General features: G+C 68.4%; 15 protein-coding genes. 6 read left to right on the forward strand and 9 right to left on the reverse strand.

Annotated features, from left to right (window positions below; genetic code table 11):
- Positions 1-255 precede the first annotated feature (255 nt).
- From KGS77_RS18555 to KGS77_RS18565, 3 genes are all read left to right on the forward strand, one after another.
- Positions 256-1,563: a M23 family metallopeptidase gene (locus KGS77_RS18555; RefSeq protein ID WP_242583289.1), complete on the forward strand. Its 1,308-nt coding sequence runs from the start codon at positions 256-258 to the stop codon at positions 1,561-1,563.
- A gap of 362 nt (positions 1,564-1,925) precedes the next feature.
- Positions 1,926-3,296 (forward strand): MFS transporter, encoded by a 1,371-nt coding sequence (locus tag KGS77_RS18560; protein ID WP_242587547.1) that lies wholly within the window; start codon positions 1,926-1,928, stop codon positions 3,294-3,296.
- A gap of 79 nt (positions 3,297-3,375) precedes the next feature.
- Positions 3,376-4,323: an aldo/keto reductase gene (locus KGS77_RS18565; protein WP_242583291.1), complete on the forward strand. Its 948-nt coding sequence runs from the start codon at positions 3,376-3,378 to the stop codon at positions 4,321-4,323.
- Between the two features lie 90 nt (positions 4,324-4,413).
- On the opposite strand, the gene KGS77_RS18570 is transcribed toward KGS77_RS18565, so the two are convergent.
- The 3 genes from KGS77_RS18570 to KGS77_RS18580 all read right to left on the reverse strand — a co-directional run bounded on the left by KGS77_RS18570 (position 4,414) and on the right by KGS77_RS18580 (position 5,751).
- Complete coding sequence (locus KGS77_RS18570) at positions 4,414-4,716, reverse strand: hypothetical protein (RefSeq protein ID WP_242583293.1); 303 nt, start codon at positions 4,714-4,716, stop codon at positions 4,414-4,416.
- A 64-nt stretch (positions 4,717-4,780) separates the two neighbouring features.
- A complete protein-coding gene (locus tag KGS77_RS18575) occupies positions 4,781-5,251 on the reverse strand; it encodes a very short patch repair endonuclease (RefSeq protein ID WP_242587548.1) in 471 nt (156 codons plus the stop codon).
- Positions 5,252-5,565: 314 nt separating this feature from the next.
- Positions 5,566-5,751 carry a hypothetical protein gene (locus KGS77_RS18580; RefSeq protein ID WP_242583295.1) on the reverse strand — a complete coding sequence of 62 codons (186 nt, stop codon included), beginning with the start codon at positions 5,749-5,751 and terminating at the stop codon, positions 5,566-5,568.
- Positions 5,752-6,010: 259 nt separating this feature from the next.
- Here KGS77_RS18580 and KGS77_RS18585 point away from each other — a divergent pair, with 259 nt between their 5' ends.
- The 3 genes from KGS77_RS18585 to KGS77_RS18595 are packed head-to-tail and all read left to right on the forward strand — an operon-like array spanning position 6,011 to position 9,926.
- Positions 6,011-8,050 carry a helix-turn-helix transcriptional regulator gene (locus tag KGS77_RS18585; protein ID WP_277994239.1) on the forward strand — a complete coding sequence of 680 codons (2,040 nt, stop codon included), beginning with the start codon at positions 6,011-6,013 and terminating at the stop codon, positions 8,048-8,050.
- Positions 8,047-9,024 carry a hypothetical protein gene (locus KGS77_RS18590; RefSeq protein WP_242583301.1) on the forward strand — a complete coding sequence of 326 codons (978 nt, stop codon included), beginning with the start codon at positions 8,047-8,049 and terminating at the stop codon, positions 9,022-9,024. Before KGS77_RS18585 ends, KGS77_RS18590 begins: the two co-directional genes overlap by 4 nt.
- Positions 9,025-9,074: 50 nt before the next feature.
- On the forward strand, positions 9,075-9,926 hold the full coding sequence (locus KGS77_RS18595) for a DUF6339 family protein (protein ID WP_242583304.1): 852 nt from the start codon (positions 9,075-9,077) through the stop codon (positions 9,924-9,926).
- On the opposite strand, the gene KGS77_RS18600 is transcribed toward KGS77_RS18595, so the two are convergent.
- From KGS77_RS18600 to KGS77_RS18625, 6 genes are all read right to left on the reverse strand, one after another.
- Complete coding sequence (locus KGS77_RS18600; protein WP_242583306.1) at positions 9,916-11,088, reverse strand: DNA cytosine methyltransferase; 1,173 nt, start codon at positions 11,086-11,088, stop codon at positions 9,916-9,918. The genes KGS77_RS18595 and KGS77_RS18600 overlap by 11 nt on opposite strands.
- Complete coding sequence (locus KGS77_RS18605) at positions 11,085-12,116, reverse strand: DNA cytosine methyltransferase (protein WP_347404505.1); 1,032 nt, start codon at positions 12,114-12,116, stop codon at positions 11,085-11,087. Before KGS77_RS18605 ends, KGS77_RS18600 begins: the two co-directional genes overlap by 4 nt.
- A gap of 208 nt (positions 12,117-12,324) precedes the next feature.
- On the reverse strand, positions 12,325-13,680 hold the full coding sequence (locus KGS77_RS18610; protein ID WP_242583308.1) for a PrsW family intramembrane metalloprotease: 1,356 nt from the start codon (positions 13,678-13,680) through the stop codon (positions 12,325-12,327).
- A 28-nt stretch (positions 13,681-13,708) separates the two neighbouring features.
- The gene (gene trmB / locus KGS77_RS18615; RefSeq protein WP_242583321.1) at positions 13,709-14,569 is read right to left on the reverse strand and encodes a tRNA (guanosine(46)-N7)-methyltransferase TrmB; all 861 of its coding nucleotides are present in this window, start codon (positions 14,567-14,569) and stop codon (positions 13,709-13,711) included.
- Positions 14,570-14,812: 243 nt separating this feature from the next.
- Complete coding sequence (gene lhgO / locus KGS77_RS18620; protein WP_242583323.1) at positions 14,813-16,030, reverse strand: L-2-hydroxyglutarate oxidase; 1,218 nt, start codon at positions 16,028-16,030, stop codon at positions 14,813-14,815.
- A gap of 381 nt (positions 16,031-16,411) precedes the next feature.
- A complete protein-coding gene (locus KGS77_RS18625) occupies positions 16,412-18,001 on the reverse strand; it encodes an MFS transporter (protein WP_242583327.1) in 1,590 nt (529 codons plus the stop codon).
- Positions 18,002-18,697: the final 696 nt, after the last annotated feature.

Genomic DNA, 18,697 nt, shown 5'->3' on the forward strand with positions numbered 1-18,697 from the left:
GGTCGTCCCAGCCGTCGCAAGAGGCGGCACCGTGCGCCGACGTCGAATCCCGTACGCGCAGTTCGCACCCGTAACAGACGCGGCGATGGCCTGGTCTCCACTCGCCCCGCTTCGTCTCTTTCGTCCCGTCCTGTCCCGTCCCCGCCCTGTGCCCCAACTGAATAGCCACCCTCCCTCAGCGTGGTAACGGCTTGAGGGTGCTCCCGCCGGTGCCGCTGACCGGTAGGCGAGAAGGAAGGAAAGGAGTGCGCCCTCGTGGCGTCCAACAGGCCCGTCTCCGAGGCTCCGTCCGCGTACGACACCGGTGAGTACGGCGCGGGTTCGGCCGGTCCCGCCGCCCTTCCTGGTCTCGGCGTCGGTGTTGGTGTCGGCATGATCGTGGGCACAGGCGTAGGGGCAGGGTCAGAGGCAGGCGCGGGTGTAGGCACCGAGGGCCCCGCCGACGGCTCCTGGGAAGAGCCGGCCTCCGCCGAGGAGGCTGTTTTTTCCGCTTCTCCTGACTCTTCCGCTTCTTCCACTTCTCTGCGCGGCAAGCACCGCGTCGCACAGCGGCGCGGCGGGCTCACCCGCGGCGGTACGGTCCTGGGCGCCGGCGTCATCGCGGCGGTCGGCGCGAGCGGTGTGGCCGCGGCCGGGGGACGGCCGCCGGCCCCGATCTCCCAGCCCGATGCCGACGAGGCATCCATATCCGGCATATCTGGCGCGACTGTCTCTTCAGGTGCGCTTGCAGACGGCACGGCCTCGCCGGACGCGCAGGCCGTGGGCATGTCGAGTGCGGGCCCGTCGGCCGCGGCGACCGGCGCCCTTTCCCCGCACGACGCGGGCGAAACCCTGCTCACCCGCATCCTCCAGCAGGTCGATCAGCCGGAGCAGCAGCAGACGCGGCAGGAAGCGGCCCCGGCGCCGGGGACCGTCACCCCTGAGGCCGTACCGGAAGCCGCGCCCGGGGAGCCGGTGGCCGAGGAGCCGGTGGTCGGCGAAGAACCGGCCGCCGAGCAGCCCACGGCAACATCAGCCGCCGCCGAACCGACCGCCGTCGAACCACCTGCCGTCGAACCGGCCACCGGCAAACCCACCGCCGCCGAACCGGCCACCCCCGAACCGGCCACCCCCGAACCCAAGCAGGCGAAAGCCGCGCACCGCTCCACCCCCCGCGCCGTCAACATCACCGACTGCGCCGCGCCGCTCTTCTCCTACACCCTCACCACGGGCTTCGGGCAGGCCGGTGACAGGTGGGCCGCCCACCACACCGGCCAGGACCTCACCGCCCCGGCCGGCACCCCCGTCAAGGCGATCCGCTCCGGCACCATCACGGAATCGGGCTGGTCGGGAGCGTACGGCTACCGCATCGTCCTGACCCTCGACGACGGGACGGAACTGTGGTTCTGCCACCTCTCCTCAATGGTGAGGTCCTCGGGACGGGTCGCCACCGGCGAGGTGATAGGCCGCGTCGGAGCCACCGGCAACACCGCCACACCGCATCTGCACCTGGAGGTACGGCCGGGCGGTGACGCGCCGGTCGACCCGCTCCCGTGGCTGCGCGACCACGGTGCTGTCATCTGAGCAATCAGCACCGCAGCACCCTGACGGCCATGACCGCTGATTGGCACATCTTTTACGTGGGCACCCGCACAGCGCGGCGCCGGGGCGCAGGCACCCCGGCTTGTGTTCAGGAGCGTGCGATGCCACCGATCGAAGTCCCCGGCCAGGCTGCCGGCCACAGCAACGCCTCGTCCTCGCCCTCATCGTCCTCCTCCACCACCGGCACCACTCCCACCGCAAGCCGCACCGGCCCCACGGCCCCCACCGACACCACAGCCACCCACACCGGCGTCCCCACCGACGCCACCACCCCCGACCTCGCCCCCGTCACCACGGCCGTCCCCGCCCGCCTGGACCGTCTCCCCTGGTCACGCTTCCACTGGATGGTGGTGATCGGCCTCGGCACCGTCTGGATCCTCGACGGCCTGGAGGTCACGGTCGTCGGCAACATCGCCGGCCGCCTCTCCGAGCACGGCAGCGGCCTGCCCATCACCTCCGCCCAGGTCACCGGCATCGCCGCGGCGCTCTATGTCGCCGGCGCCTGCCTCGGAGCCCTGTTCTTCGGCCGGATGACCGACCGCTTCGGTCGGAAGAAGCTCTTCCTGGTCACCCTCGCGGTCTACCTCACCGCGACCGCCCTGACCGCCATCTCCTTCTCCTCCTGGTGGTTCTTCCTCTTCCGCTTCCTGACGGGCTTCGGCATCGGCGGGGAGTACGCGGCCATCAACTCGGCCATCGACGAGCTGATCCCCTCCCAGTACCGCGGCCGGGTCGACCTCGTCATCAACGGCAGCTTCTGGCTCGGCGCGATCGGTGGCTCGCTGCTGTCCATCCTGATGCTGGACACCGACATCTTCGCCGCGAACGTCGGCTGGCGGCTGACCTTCGCCCTCGGCGTCGTCCTCGGGCTGGTCATCCTCCTCGTACGCCGTCATGTCCCCGAAAGCCCACGCTGGCTCTTCATCCACGGCCGCGGCGAGGAGGCCGAAGAACTCGTCTCCTCGATCGAGGAGCGCGTCACTTCGGAAAAGGGACAGGAACTCCCGCCCGCTGAGGGCGAGATCACCATCCACCCGCGCCGGAGCATCGGCTTCCTGGACATCGCCCGTACCGTCTTCTCCACCTACCGCCGACGCGCCATCCTGGGACTCGCCCTCTTCATAGGGCAGGCATTCCTCTACAACGCGATCACCTTCGGCTTCGGCGCCATCCTCACCACGTTCTTCGACGTCCCGACGTCCGGCACCGGCTACTACTTCGCCGTCATGGCCGCCGGGAACTTCCTCGGCCCGCTCGTCCTGGGCAAACTCTTCGACACGGTAGGCCGCCGCGTCATGATCTCCAGCACCTATCTCCTCTCCGGCCTCCTCCTCTTCGGCACCGCCTGGCTGTTCGCCGGCGGCCACCTCTCCGCCACGACCCTGACCGCCTGCTGGTGCGTCGTCCTCTTCTTCGCCTCGACCGGCGCGAGCAGCGCGTACCTGACCGTCTCCGAGGTCTTCCCGATGGAGACGCGCGCGATGGCGATCGCCTTCTTCTACGCGGTCGGTACGGCGGCGGGCGGTATCAGCGGCCCGCTCCTGTTCGCCGAACTCACCAAGTCCGGCGTCGTCGCCGACACCACCCTGGCCTTCTGCATCGGTGCCACGCTGATGTGCCTGGCCGGCCTGACCGCCGCTTTCCTGGCCGTACGGGCCGAGCGCCGCTCCCTGGAATCCATCGCCACCCCCTTGTCCACCACCCCCGCACCCTGACCCACCTCCCCCGGAACGGCTCCCCCAGCAACCCCGCGAGGAACGGGAACACCCCTCGCCCCCCTCCCGTTGAAACGGCATGACCATGAGTCCGACGCAGAAGACCCTCGGTTCCCTGTCCGTCTCCTCTCTCTGCCTGGGCGGCAACGTCTTCGGGTGGACCGCCGACGAAGCGGAGTCCTTCGCCGTCCTGGACGCGTACGTGGCCGGCGGCGGCAACTTCATCGACACCGCCGACGCCTACTCGGCCTGGGCGCCCGGCAACAAGGGAGGCGAGTCCGAGACCGTCATCGGCAACTGGCTCGCCGCGCGCGGCAACCGCTCCGACGTCGTCATCGCCACGAAGGTCGGCGCGCACCCGGACCTCAAGGGCCTGTCCCCCGACACGATCAAGCGCGCGGTCGACGGTTCCCTGACCCGCCTGCGCACGGACTACATCGACCTCTACTACACCCACTACGACGACGAATCGCTCCCGGTCGAGGAGTTCCTCGGAGCCCTCGACGAACTGGTCCGGGCCGGCAAGGTCCGCGAAATCGCCGCCTCCAACATCTCACCGCAGCGCCTGGAAGAAGCCCTCACCTTCTCCACCCGCGAGAACATGGCCCGCTATGTGGCCGTCCAGCCCCACTACAACTTGGTTTCCCGTGAAACATACGAGGGTGAACTGGCCGACGTCGTAGCCCGCCACGGCCTGTCGGCGATCCCGTACTACGCGCTCGCCTCAGGCTTCCTGACCGGCAAATACCGCCCTGGCACCACCATCGACAGCGCCCGCTCCACCAAGGCCGGCGCATACCTGTCCACTCCGCGAGGCCGCAAGATCCTCACCGCCCTCGACGAGGTGGCCGCCGCCCACCACACCGAGATCCCCACCGTAGCCCTGGCCTGGCTCCTCACCCGCCCCACCGTCGCCGCCCCCATCGCCAGCGCCCGCACGGTCTCCCAACTCCCCGCCCTCCTGGCCGCCCCCAACCTCCACCTCACCCCGGAAGAACTCACCCTCCTCACCAACGCTTCCGCCTAACCCACCCACCCGCCTCGCCACCAGGCACACGAAAGGGCGGTCGCGCACACCCGTACGCGACCGCCCCGGCGCCGTCGCCGACTGTCCGAACTACCTACGCCGGTCGGCCACCGCCCACGACGCCGCCCCCACAACCCCCGCCACCGCAAACACCGACGGCCAGGCCCCCACCTTCTTCGCCAACGGATGCGACCCGGCAAACGCCGCCACATAAACCCCACTCAACGCAGCAGCAGCCTTCTTCCCAGCCTTCCTCTCCCACTCCCGAGCCGCCACAACCCCAGCAGCAGCCAAAGCCACCCCACCCAACGGCCTCTTCTTACTCCACCGAGCCACGCCGTACCCACCTACAAGCCCACCCGCAGCCACAACCGCCGCCGGAACCCTGGCCATAACCAAAACCTCCCATGAACGGATAACTCCCCCGAGCCTACGCCCGACCGATGAAGCCCTGAGGTCACTCGGAAGCCGATGATTCAGGACCGCCCATCGGCTGATCGTGATTCCCCTTGTGCGCGCGCACGACCTCCGCGACCTGTCTGGCCACCGTCTCGGGCGGCTCGTGCTCCCAGCAGCGCAGAACGGTCCAACCGGCAGCCTGAAGGTGGGCCGTCGTCTCGATGTCGCGAGCCATGTTGCCGTCGAGTTTTTCGCGCCACCACCGGGCATTGGCCTTGGGACTCGTGGCGTGCTCGGGGCAGCCGTGCCAGAAACAGCCGTCAAGGAAGACGGCGACCTGCGGCCCCGGAAAGGCGATATCGATCGTACGGCGGGACATACCGGGCACCCGGCGTTGCAACCGATACCTGAGCCCGGCCCTGTGCAGCAGACGTCGAAGGACAAGTTCCGGCTTGGTGTCCTTCCTGGGCTGACGACTCATGCGGTCGGACACCTCGGGAGAGGACGGCGACATGGGGGTATGCGTCATATGAAAAGCATCGCCCATCGGGACAGGGGCGAGGTGCCCGATGGCGTCCACGGGAAGAGTGTGGGTGGCTTCACGCTCGGCACGCTCAAGTGTTCGACCCCAGACCTCTGACCGAAATGCGAGGTTCAGCCCTTGCTCCAGTCGAAGGAATTTATCGACATTTACCTGCAAAACAGGCATAACGGTCGCGCGGCTGCGTAGACGTAAGCGCGTCGTGTCGGACGGCGACCCGCGCACGAAAGTGCGGACGGCGGCGTCGAGTGCTGGTCGGCGCCGCCGCCCGCATGGGCGTGCGGCGATCGTCGGGGCGGGGTTCAGTTCTCCAGGTGCCGCACCGCCACCTTGAAGCTGCGCAGGTCGTAGGACGGGTCTCCCATCTCGCCCTCCACCAGTACCACCCCCTTCTCGTTCAGGATGCGGATCGAGTTGGTGTCACGTCGGTCCAGCTCGACCGTGACTTCGAGCGTGTCGCCCATGCGGATGTCCTCCGATTCGTCCATGCCAGCAACCGGCACGTCATCATGGCGCCTGCGCCGTCACTCCTGCAAGGGAGTAGGCGAACGTACGAGCGGGCGCAGTCGCCTCGTGAAGGGCCCCTGCTGATACGATCCCGTTCAGCAATCAGGAGAGACAAGCTAGCAAAATGCGGTTTTTGTCCGTTTCTCGACAACAAAAGTAAAGTTGATCAGCTAAATTAAGTGGCATCCGAGGGGAAGGGGAACTGACATGGCGGCCACATTCGGAGCTTGGCTCACAAGAATGCTGACGCTGAGGGGTATGAGTCAGAAGGAGCTCGCGGATCTGACCGGGGTCACGGGGGCGGCCGTGAACGGTTGGGTGAACGGCCGTTCGGAACCTCGCTATGAGAAGATCGCGGCCATCGCAGATGCCCTGGGCGTCTCCGTGGACGACGCGGTGAACCGCAGGGTGCCTGCGTCTCGACGGGACGAGCTGAGGTGGATCTTCCGTGCCGCGCCGGAGGACGGTGGTCGAGAAGGCGGCAACGCGGCCAACTTCGCCTTCGCGGCGAGCCTCGACGTGCTTGCGCGGGAGGCCACGCAGAACAGCCTTGACGAGCGTTTGTCCGAAGACTCGCCGGTCGTCGCTCGGTACGTGCTGCACGAACTCACGGGTACCCATCTGCGTGACTTCATGGAGGCTTTGGGTTGGGACGCCATCGAAAAGCACATTCTGGCCGCCGCCGACCCCCGGCAGAAGGTAGGTCGGGTACTGCGGGACGGCCTCCAAGAGCTGGAACGCACGCAGCGCCTCGTCCTACTGCGGGTGGACGACTACAACGCGACCGGGTTGACCGGCCCGGAGTACGAGGACGGACGCTTCGCCCGGGTGGTGCGGCGCACGTTGGACAGCGGTAAGTCGGGTACGCAGGGCGGGTCGTACGGGCTCGGCAAGGCTGCACTCTGGGCCGCCAGCCGCTTCGGCCTGGTCCTGGTGAACAGCACGCTCTCGGAACCTCAGGACGGGCGTACGGAGCGCCGTATGGCCGGCCGGCTGGAGCTTCCGTGGCACCAGCTCGACGGAAGAGACTACGCGGGGCCCGGTTGGTTCGGCGTGGCCGATCCCAAGCGGCAGAACACCGCTCAGTCGTGGTGGGGTGACCAGGAGTCGGCCGAACGCCTCCACTTGAAACGTGTCGATGCGATGCCGGGTACATCATTCCTGGTGGTGGGGGCGTACGACGGGTCCGGGGAGACCGAGGACGTCGAGGACATGTACGAGCGCCTGGTGAAAAGCCTTTCACGCAATTTCTGGGCATCGATGGTCGGTGGCAGGGACGAGAGCCCGAAGCTGCAGGTGTCGGTGGCGGCTTTCCGGAACGGAGCGTCGGTGAAGGCCGAAAAGGTCATTGATCCGCACGAACAGGAACCTTCCCGTTCCCGAGCTGTCCAGGCGTTTCTCGACGGTGAGACGGTGGAGGAACTGACCGAGCGTCACCAGGTGTTGCAGGCGTCCGTGCCGCTCGAACTGCGGCGGCGGAAAGACGACGTGGAGACGGGGAACCCGGGCACGCACGAGGCAGTTCTTCTTCTCACTCCCGCCGGTGACGAGGACGAGAACCCGGATCAAATCGCATACATGCGAGCGACGCGGATGGTGGTGAAGTACAAGCGCGTCGGTGATCTTCCACTCGGACACCGCCCGTTCCAGGCGGTGCTCCTCGCCGGCGCGGCAACCCGCCGTCACACGCGGGAGGCAGAGGCGGCCGAGCAGATGTTGCGCACCGCGGAACCTCCGGACCACAACGACTGGGAGGGGACCGAGGACCTGACGGCCACGTATGAACGTGGAGCCCGACAAAAGATCCTCGAATTCAAGAAGGCGGCAGAGCAGAAGGTCCGCGAGCTGCTGCGCGCACGGGAGGATGACGAGTCCCCGGAGGAGGGCCCGGAAGCACTGCGGGAATTGCTGCGCCTGGACCCACCAAGAGTTGCCCGTCTCCAAGGGTTCCCGACGGTGAAGGCCATCGAGGGAACGGTGGACGGAACGGGAGCCTGGAGCGTGACCGTCACGGTGAAGTTGCCCAAGCGGGACGAGCCGTGGGTGCTCACACCGGTGCCCAAATTCGTCACGCGCTCGTCGGCACCGCTGAGTGTCGAATGGTGCGAGATGGAACCGTTGGAGAACTGCGAATTGACGCCGCACGGAAATCTCGTGTTCCGTGACGGAGCCGTACAAGGCAAGTTCCGTGGCACGACGGAGGTGTCGAGCCACCCGGTGGAGGCGACGATGGCGCAGGTCATGGTCGAGATACGGCGCTCGAAGGAGGAGTCGGCATGAAGACGGCCTACCCCTACCGTGTTCTCAGCGGCGACGTCGATCTGCAGGTCGATCGGTTGTTCGTGGACAACGTGCCGGTGGATCTGGGAAGGATCGGCGACCGTGACCAGATCGTTGCCGCGCAGGATCTCAACGAGACCCATCAGCGCTGGAGCGAACTACGGTTGAAGGTTTCAGTGACCGCCGACGGCGACGAAATCTCCGCCGGCCCGTGGAGGTCCCCACAGTGTCTGGTGGTCGTGAGCAACCAACGCACCAACGTCTCCCAGGCGTTCCCGCTACGCCAGGACGGGCCGGGCCGATGGCAGGGGGAGGTCGAACTGGCCCGTGACGAGCACATCGTGCGTAGCCGGATCACAGCTCGCATCGTTGCCACGGTGGACGGTGTCGAAGGACGACTGGTGGGCACGGCACCGACCTGGAGCGTGGATTTTGAGACCAAGCGACCTACCCCTGAGCGTTCGATCAAGATGCGGTGGATCGACTTCACCGACCCGTCCAACGATCATTTGAAGGAATACCGTGACGATCCCTGGTTGATCGACACGGAGGCCGGCGAGCCTGTGCTCTATCTCAATTCCTCGGTGGACGGGCTGCGCGGCGTATTGGAGAACGCGTCGTCCGCCGAGCAGAAGCTGGTGCGCGAGGTGATGGCCGCGCAGGTGGCGGCCGAAGTTTGGACCGCCATGTTCAACATGGCGGTGTACGCCTGTGACGTGGTGGACGGTGAACCCCAGTGGCCTGGTGGTTGGCATGAAGATGTACTACGGAGAATGATCCCGGACCTCTACCCCACTCATTCCCCGGAGGATGCGCTGGCCGAGTTGGTCCAGGGGCGCGCAGAGGGGGAGAACGGCGGTGACCTGCAGCGCCGGCTGATGCACGGAGCCGGGGTCCATTCACGCAAACCGCGTAAGGTCTCGACGGCTCTGCGCGACCTGCGGCGCCTGGCGAACAAGAAGGAGAGCGTGTGACAAGGAGCAGGCCGGAAGTGCCCGAGAGACTGGGGAGACTGCCGGACTCCGTGGTCAGCAAGGTGTTGACGCCGAGCGTGGTGAGAGGGGCACCACTGCCCCAGGCGGCACTGATCAACGGCTCCGTGGATGCATTCGACGAGTCGCCGCGGTGGAAGGTGGAGGAACTGCGTGCCCTCCTCGACGAGGTGCTGGAACGCTTCGAAGGGGAGCGCCCGACGGCGTCCGACGCATGGCTGGCTCCTCGACTGCACTCCACGGTGCGTCTTTTCAGGGCAGAGGCCGCGGATTCGGCCCTATGGAACTTCATCGCCCTGCGCGTCGGTCCCGACTACGTCCGATGGCGCTGGGGCAAGAAGTCGCAGGGCGGTCGCACGGTCGTCGGTCAGGCGGCGCGCTTCAGCGGACGTTGGGACATCCAGGCTTTTTCCCGGCTCTGGTGGGCCGCCGAACTTTTCCGCGACGGCGACGAGTATGCGCCGGTTGTCGTGGCGTGTGGGAACCAAGACGTCCTCAACACTGCGCTTCGACTGGACATGAACCATCACCGACCGTCCGCCCAAGCTCTGGTGCGTCTTCTGGAGACAGAAGTCGTGCGCACAGGACGAGATGTGAACGGCCTCGTCAAGGCGGCGGGTGCGGCGGGGAGCACGTTGGTGTACGAGGCGCTGGCTGCCGACGAACCACGTGACCACGAAGCCGTGCGTGCATGGATCGATGCTGTTGAGTCCGACCTGCTGTGGAGCCCCGGTGGCCTGCCGCGGGGGCCGGCCGACGGAAAAGCTCCGAACCACTCGGTGGAGAAGCTCACCGAGTGGTTCGCGAACCTCTTCGCGACTGCCCCGGTGCGTGGCAGGGAGTTGGGCGAGAGTGATGAAGAGGAGGTGGAAATCAGGACCTGAGCGCTTCGTAAACCATTCCGGCCAGAGCTTTTGAGAGCCCGACCGGTACGGCGTTGCCGATCTGCCGCCCGATCTGAATTTTACTGCCGCTCCACTTGAAATCCTTGGGAAACCCTTGGATCAGAGCTGCTTCGTAATGTGTGATGGGGCGGTGGGCGCGCGGATGGAGGTAACGTCCCTTTTCCGGCTTGTAGAACTCGGTTCGGATGGTGACCGATGGTCGGTCCCAGTACAGGCGCCCCATGACGTCGTGGGAACCTGTTTTATGAGCCAACCACTTCTCGGTGGACAGCGCCGGCGGCAGATCGTGCCGGTTTCCGCCTTCAGGGATGGCTTCGTAACGCCTCTTGGAGAGGGGGGTCGGATTTCTTCCGAAATGTAGATCCGTGGTCTTGAAGGCGCCGGGGAGCGTGACTCCCAGCGGGTCACACTTGCCCTCGGGAAGTTCGGTGGTAAGCGTTTCCTCGGGAGTGTGGGCGAAAACTGACGGGCCCACCCCTACCCACGATTGCTGTTCGGAACCGGGAAGGAATTCCAGGCCGTTCTTGGCGTGGGTCGGTTTCGGATACTGCATGTTCGCCAAATGCTTCAGGTCTCGACGCACGGCGACAACTATCGCGCGGCGACGGGCCTGCGGCACGCCGTAGTCGGCGGAGTTCAGAACCGAATGCTGGGCCAGGACGTAATCGCGCAGTTCGCCGTCCGGTTTCTCGGTCGCCGCGTGCAGCAAGGCGAATTCCGGGGAGCGGAGGAAGCGGTCGACGTTCTCGACGATGAAGAGCTTCGGCTTGATGGCGTTCACGATGCGTGTGTACTCACGCCACAACTTGTTGCGGGGATCGTTCTCATCTTCCTTGCCGAGACCCGAGAAGCCCTGACAGGGCGGCCCTCCGAGGATCACCTCGGCCTGGACCTCCTTGGAATCCGGCTCCCAGTCCTCGATGTCCCCGGCATGGATGTGTTCCACCCCACCGGCCTCGTCGGCGAAGTTGAGTGCATACGTGGAGGCTGCGGCAATGTCGTGCTCGACTGCCGCAGCCGTACGGAAGACGGGCTCGGTGACACCGAGGGGGCGGAACTCGTGGAAGCCCTGCGTGAAGCCCCCGCAACCCGAAAATAGATCAACTACGTTGATGGTGCGGGGGTTGCGGGAGGCGCTCATGGGCTAGATCTTAGTCGGCGAAGGGCGTGTTCAGCACGAGCCCTACGAGGAAGGGGCGAGGGCTGCGAATATGCGCCGCCCGAGAGCCTGGGCGAGCGGCGGGGCACGGCCTGCCCCACCTGCCGATAGCTACGGGTCTTCAACCCGGTGATCACCCAGTCCGAAGGGAAGCCCTGCAGCAGCGCAGTCTGCGGAACAGTCAGGGCGGGCAGGTTCTTGCGATCTCCGGTCGGGTCCCAGGGGGTGTCCGGTCCCGGCAACGAGTCGGCGACGGTGCCGCCGTTGATGCCCATCTCCTGCCAGATCTTCTTCGCCCTGGCGGGGCCGAGATCGGCGCCGCCGCGCTTGTCCGAACCGCCGACCAGAGTCGGGGCGACACGCTGAGCGTGCGCCGCCCATGTGTGTGCGTGAGGCCATCCCTGTTCCGCCATGGAGGCGTGAAGCGCATCACCGACGGTCGGTGCCGGGCCGGGAAGGGGTTCCGGCCAGGTGAAGGCACCAGCAAAAGGCTCTTTCAGGGCGACGAAGAATCCGTGTTTGCGGTCCTGGGGTACGCCGTAATGCATGGCGTTCAGTACCTTTGCGAACAGGCGGTATCCAAGGTGCTCCAGCTCGGCTCGGATCTCCGCACGTACGTCGGCGAAGTCTGCCCCGTCGACGAGCCCTGGGACGTTCTCGATGATTACTGCCTTGGGCCCGACGGCTCCCACCAGATAGAGCGCTGCTGTGACCAGCTTGCGTTCGGCTTCGTCCTCCGGGCGGTTGATCGTGGCCACAGACTTGACCCTCGGAGTGCCTGCGGACAGGAGATCGACATCGAAGGCTTCAGGGTGCTGGGCCGGGTCGAATGTGCTCAGGTCCTCCTGGAGCAGCGGCCAGTTCGGCCTGTTGGCCTTCAGCGTCTCAAGGGATTGCCCGTCCGTTTCGACCAGGAGGGACGGTGTGAAGCCGGCGTTCTCCAGTCCGAGGGCCAGACCTCCGGCACCTGCGCAGAGTTCCAGTGATCTGAGACGGGTCGATGTGGTCATCATTCTCCTTGACAGCCGTGGGATGTACTCAACGTACGTGAAAGGCCGATCGTGGAGAAGGCCCTTCTCGCATACCGTCCGGTCCTTTTTGTGGCGTCACCTGCATCTTTCGAATGGGCGGTCCATGGCTCCCTTTTAAGGGCGTCATGGCTTTCGAATTATTTGGCCCGAACAAAGGGGTGGCATCACTTCTCTGCGAGCGGTCTCGTCACCGATCGTGCCGTTCGGATGTGCCCGGTGGTGGGACCTGAGGTGCCGGCGGACAGTGCGGCCACGTCGGGAAGGAGGCGTGGAGGAAGGCGGGGTGAGTTGGGGGTTTGTGGTGCCAGAGGTGGTGGAGGAGGGATTGTTCGCGGGTGGGGAAGTCGGGGGTGGGGCCGGTGCGGTGGGCTCGGCGGCGGAGGAAGGCTAGGGAGGTGGCCAGGGCGGCGTACTCGGTGACGGCGCGGGCGGCGGCGGGGCCGTGGGTGTGGCGGGCGATGTCGCGGGCTCGGGCGCGGGTTTTGAGGGAGGACAGGGCGAGGGGTTCGTGGGGGAGGAGCCAGCCGGTGGCCACGTACGGGAGGAGGTAGGTGCGCAGGGAGAGGAGTTCGCGGTGGCGGGTCCAGATGGCCAGCCAGGTCAGGGCCGCGAAGACCGGGACCATGATCAGGCCGTAGACGGTCAGGAAGCCGAAGTCGCCGAGGTTGGAGGCGCCGTTCCAGATGGAGTGCAGGAGGACGGCGGTCAGCAGGCCGAGGAAGGGCAGGGCCAGCCGTAGCGGGCGGCGGGCGGGGTAGCGGGTGGCGGCTATGCCGAAGGCCAGGCCGGTGAGGATCGTGAAGAGGGGGTGCGCGAAGGGGGACATGATCACGCGTACGAAGAAGGTGCCGGCGGTCAGGGAGTCCAGGCCGGTGTGGCCCAGGGACTGGTCCTGTCCGAAGGCGTTGCCGATGTAGAGAACGTTCTCGGTGAAGGCGAAGCCGGTGGCGGTGATGCCGGCGATGACGATGCCGTCCGTGATGCCGTCGAAGTCGCGGCGGCGGAAGAGGAAGAGGAGGAGGACCGCGGCGGCTTTCACCGATTCCTCGACGACCGGGGCGATGACGGTGGCGCCCCAGGTTTCCGCGTCGCGTGGCGAGAGCGTGGACAGGTTGGTGGCCAGCCAGTTCGTGGCGAAGCTGTTGGCGAGGATGGCCACCAGCGTGGCGGCGCAGGCGCCCCAGGCGAAGGCGAACGCGAGGTTGCGCCAGGGCTCCGGCTCCAGGCGGTCCAGCCAGCAGAAGGCGGCCAGGAGGACGGGGACGGGGAAGACCGCGAGGCCCAGGCCGACGAGGAAGCCCTCGGTGCCTGTCTGCTGGCGGACCATCGCGAGGATGATCACGCCGCAGAGGGAGAGCAGGGAGATCAGTCCGATTGCCCGGGCCGTTCTGCTGTGCCACAGAGGGGGCCGGCGCGGCTTGTAGTGGTACCGCGCCGGTGAGGTGGGCGAGGCAGCGGCGGGGGTGCCTGGGCTCGGCGCGTACGCCGGCAGCGGCGGGTGGGCCGGTATCGGCGGATGCGAGGGCGGCGGAGGCGGGTGCACCTACCGACCCTAACCACGCGCAGGCGGACTATGCGGGGCGGCGGCGGAAGAGGAGGTCGTGGACCACATGTCCCTTGTCCAGTCCCTGTCCCTCGAACTTGGTCAGAGGCCGGAAATCCGGCCGTGGGGCGTAGTCGGGGTAGAGGTTCTCCAGGGTCGGCTCGGCGGAGAGGACCTCCAGCATCTGCTCGGCGTACGGTTCCCAGTCGGTCGCGCAGTGGACCAGGGCGCCGGGGGCGAGCCGGGTGGACGCGAGGGAGATGAAGTCGGGCTGGATCAGCCGGCGCTTGTGGTGCCGCTTCTTCGGCCACGGGTCGGGGAAGAAGACGCGCAGACCGGCGAGTGAGCCGGGGGCGAGCATCTCGCGCAGGAGGATGATCGCGTCACCATTGGCCACCCGGATGTTGGACAGGCCGTTCCGCTCCGCCAGGCCGAGCAGATTGCCCTGACCGGGGGTGTGGACGTCGCAGGCCAGGATGCCGGTGTCGGGGTCGTCGGCGGCCATCTGCGCCGTCGCCTCGCCCATGCCGAAGCCGATCTCAAGGACGACGGGCCGGCCGTCGAAGAGCTTGCCCAGGTCGATCCGGGACAGGCCGTCGATGTCCAGGCCCCACTCGGACCAACGGCGCCGGATCGCGGCGGCCTGACCGGGCGAGACGCGGCTGCGGCGGGGCTGGAAGGAGCGGATCCGGCGCTCGTGGTGGGAGCCGGCGGGGTCGGCCGCGGGGCCCGTGCCGTCGGGGAACATCGGCTCGGGCCGGGGCCCGCGGGCGGCGGATTCGGCCGGTCCGGCGGACTCCGCGGGCTCGGTGGGCGCGGTGGGCGCGGTGCGTGCAGTGGCGCCCGTGGAGGCGGCGGGTTCGGCGGGGGTGGCGGAGTTCTCGGACACAGTGGGTCGATTCTACGGCCGGGGCGGAAGGACGGAGTCGTACGAGGGAGGGTGGGGTGCAGCGGGGCGGGTGCGGGTGATCGGGTCGTACGGCGTCGGGTGCGGGTGATCGGTCAGGTACGGGCGCTGGGTGGGCGTGGCTCGGTTCCTATGGGCGCTGGGTGCGTGGCTCGGTTCGTACGGGCGCTGGGTACGTGGTCGGCTCGTACGGGCGCTGGGTACGTGGTCGGCTCGTACGGGCGGTCAGGGGCCCGGGGGGACGGACGCCAGGGCCTGGCGGGCGATCTCGCGGCCGATGGGCAGAGAGGCCGTCGCAGCGGGGGACGGGGCGTTCAGGACGTGGACGACGCCCGGGGAGCGGGCGAAGAGGAAGTCGTCGGCGAGAGTGCCGTCGGGCAGGACGGCCTGGGCCCGTACGCCGGCCGGGGCCGGGAGCAGGTCCCGTTCGCGGACGGCGGGCAGCAGGCGGCGTACGGCGTCGGTGAAGGCCCGCCGGGACAGGGAGCGGCGCAGCTCGCCGGCGCCGTAGCGCCAGTGGCGGCGGGCTATGTGCCACGCCCCGGGGTACGTGAGCGTGCCGGCCAGTTCGGTGGCCCGTACCGTACGCCAGTCGTAGCCCTCCTTGGCCAGGGCAGGGACGGCGTTCGGGCCGATGTGCACCCCGCCCTCGATGCCACGGGTGAGATGGACGCCCAGGAACGGGAAGGCCGGGTCGGGGACGGGGTAGACCAGGCCACGGACCAGGGAGGCGCGGGCCGGGGCGAGGGTGAAGTACTCACCGCGGAAGGGGACGATCCGCATGCCCGGCGCGTCGCCCGCCAGCCGGGCGACGTGGTCGCTGTGCAGCCCGGCGCAGTTCACCAGCGCGCGGGCGCGGAAGACCTGGCCGGCGGCCGTACGGACCGCGATCCGGCCCGCGCGGCGGCTGATCACGCGCACCTGCGCGCCGTACGCGATGCGGGCGCCCGCGTCCGTCGCGAGCTGGGCGAACCGGCGGGCGACCGCGCCGAAGTCGCACACACCGGTCGTCCCTACATGGATCGCGGCCAGGCCGCTGACCTCTGGTTCGTACGCGGCGAGCTGGGCCGGGCCCAGTTCGCGCACGGGAATGCCGTGCTCCCGCCCGCGCTGGACCAGGGCGTGCAGCCGCGGCAGCTCGGCGTGCTCGGTGGCGACGATGAGCTTGCCCGTCCGTTCGTGCGGAATGCCGTGCTGCGCGCAGAATCTCAGCATCTCCGCCGAGCCTTGGAGCGCGTAGCGGGCCTTGAGGGAGCCGGGCGGGTAGTAGATGCCGCTGTGGATCACTCCGCTGTTGCGGCCCGTCTGGTGGCGGGCCGGGCCGGCTTCCTTCTCCAGCACCACCACGCGTGTCCCGGGCGCGGCACGCGTGATCGCCCATGCGGTGGAGAGCCCGACGATGCCGGCACCGATCACCAGCACGTCGCTGTCGTATACGGCCACTGTCCCTCCCCAACCCGAGCGGTCGTCCGGCGTCCGACCTCCCCATCATGACGGGGAGCACTGACAACGCGGCTGACGACGGCATCATCGCGCCTCGGCGGCATCATCGCGCCTCGGCGGCGTGATCGCGCTGTCGGTGACGTGATCGTGCTGTCGGTGACGCGATCTTGCCGATGGCGGCACCGGTGGTGCGATGTCGGGGGCGCGGTGGTGCCATGTCGTCACGGCCGTCACGGTCGTCGTGCTGGGCGCGGCGCCGTGTGCGCTGTTCGCCGGGGTACGTCCGTCGCCGTGTACCTGTGCGCTGTGTGCCTGTGCGCCATGCCTTGTCCGTACGCGGTCCGTACGCCAGGCTTCCCCCACGGCTGGGCGGCCGATCGGCTAAGCGGGTGCGACGAGCAGCGGCCGGGCCCGCTCGCGCAGCTCCACGACCCGGGGCTCGTCCCCGTACGGCTCCAGCCGGTGCAGCAGATCGCGTACGTACTCGGTCGTACGCGCCGAGGAGATCCGCCCCGCCACCTCCACCGCCCGCGTCCCCGCCGCGCAGGCCGCGTCCAGATTGCCCGACTCCAGCTCCGCCACCGCCGACACCACCAGCCGCAGCCCATGAGAGCGGACGAATTCCTCGGTCGGCCGGGAGAGCGCCTGTTCGGTGAAGCGCCGCACCTGACGGGGCAGCCGCAGGTCCCGGTAGCACTCGGCGGCGTCGGCCGCGAAGCGCTCGTACGAGTAGAAGTCCAGCCAGGAGGGGTCGGGGTCGCCCTCGCGCGAGCGCTCCAGCCAGCCCTCGGCGGCCTTCAGTGCGACCTCGCAGGCGCGCGACTCCCCGGCCTTGGCCTGTGCCCGCGCCTCCACCAGCCGGAAGAAGCTCATCGTGCGGGCCGTCGCCAGCCCCCGGTTGCGCTCCAGCGCGGCCTGTGCCAGGTCCACCCCTTCGTCGGCGAAACCCCGGTACGTCGCCTGTAGTGACATCGAGGCCAGGACATATCCCCCCAGCGGTACATCGGCCGCGGCCCGTGCGAGCCGCAGCGCCTGGATGTAGTACCGCTGCGCGGCCTCCTGCTGCCCCGTGTCGAAGGCCATCCACCCCGCGAGTCTGGTCAGCTCGGAGGTCGCCCCGAACAGCGCGCGCCCCACTTCGTCGCTGTACGAGGCGAGGAGTAACGGAGCCGCGTCCACGCGCAGGCACTCGGGCACCATCGAAGAACGCCAGTCTCCGCCGCCGTACTTGGAGTCCCAGCGGCGCGCGTCCTCCGCCGCCTCCCGCAGTTTGGAGACGTCGCTGTGGCCGACGCGCAGAGGAACCGGGTCGCTGCCCGAAGGGCCTGAAGCGCCGGAACCACCGGCACCGCCGGAGCCGCCGGAGCCGCCGGAACCATCCGAAATGCCCGAAGCGCCGGAGCCGCCGGACGAGCCCGAAGCGCCCGAGGCTCCTGATGCGCCGGACGGGCCCGCAGAGCCGTTTCTGTCCCTCAGATCCCGCACCTGAGGGGCCTCGCGTGCCACAGAGCTGTCGGCCGGGGATATGAGCCATCTCGAAGCGGGCGTGGCGTACGCGCTCACAGAGAAGGAACCGGCCAGGCTCTGCCAGATGCCCCCGCCGCCGGCCCGCCGTCCGGCCAGATCCAGCCGGTAGAGCTCCGTCGCCGACCGTACGGCGGCGCCCACGTCGCGCGGGAAGGCCAGGCCGACCTCGGGTGCCGGGTCGGCGTCGGCCAGCCCGATCTCGTGGAGCGGCACCGGACGGCCGAGCTTGCCGGCGATCGCGGCGGCGATCAGATGGGGCGCGGCTCCCTGGGGCACCATGCCCTTGGACACCCACCGGGCGACCGACGTCTTGTCGTACCGAAGCGTCAGGCCGCGCTGTGCCCCCAGGTCGTTGACCCGTCGGGCGAGTCCGGCGTTGCTGATTCCCGCGAGGGCGAGTACGGTGCCGAGCTTTTCATTCGGCCCGCGTATATCCCTGGACATGCGCACCCCTCGACACACCGACAGCCGCCCCGGTACCCCGGGGCATGCGTCCACCCAGAGTAGTTCGCCGAATCCCGACCGTTAAGGGCCAATGTCCCGTATGGCGAGATTCAAGTCCAAACAGGGGTGCGGGGGTTGGCATGTGCTCCGGGTACGTGTTGCCGTGCGCCCGTGTGTGCGCGCTGCCTGTCCGTGTGCGGGAGCGCTTCCATGGGTTCTGCGTGGGTCGGCCCGCTGCACTGGATCCAGTGGGCTGGGGGACACCGCCACCTCATTCCCCGCGGGTGGCGGTCCGGTCCGGGGGGCGAGTCCCGCCTCCCGGACTGTCGCACCGGCCGGCCGACGTGGCGCCTCGTCGTGTCGCCATGTCGTCGTGCCTCGTGGGGAGTCATGGCGAATCGTGGCGCATTGCGCCGCAGGGGGCCGGACCGCGTCGCGCCGCGGTCCCGTCGGCGGTTGGCGTTGCGCCTGGTGTTGCTGTGCCGGGTGGTGCTTCGGACGGGGTACGAGCCGGGGCCGGACCGGCGGCTGATGGGAACGGTCGTCGAACGTCGTCGAACGTCATCGGGCAACGAGCGGTGGCGGCCGGGAAGGCGGAGGACGGGGCGGACGGAGCGGAGGGCACGGATCGTACGGGCGGCACGGTGCGTACGTCGTGGCACGGTGCTCTAGCGGCGCGGCAGGGTTCGTACGGAT

This window comes from Streptomyces sp. MST-110588, from assembly GCF_022695595.1.
Taxonomy (GTDB): domain Bacteria; phylum Actinomycetota; class Actinomycetes; order Streptomycetales; family Streptomycetaceae; genus Streptomyces.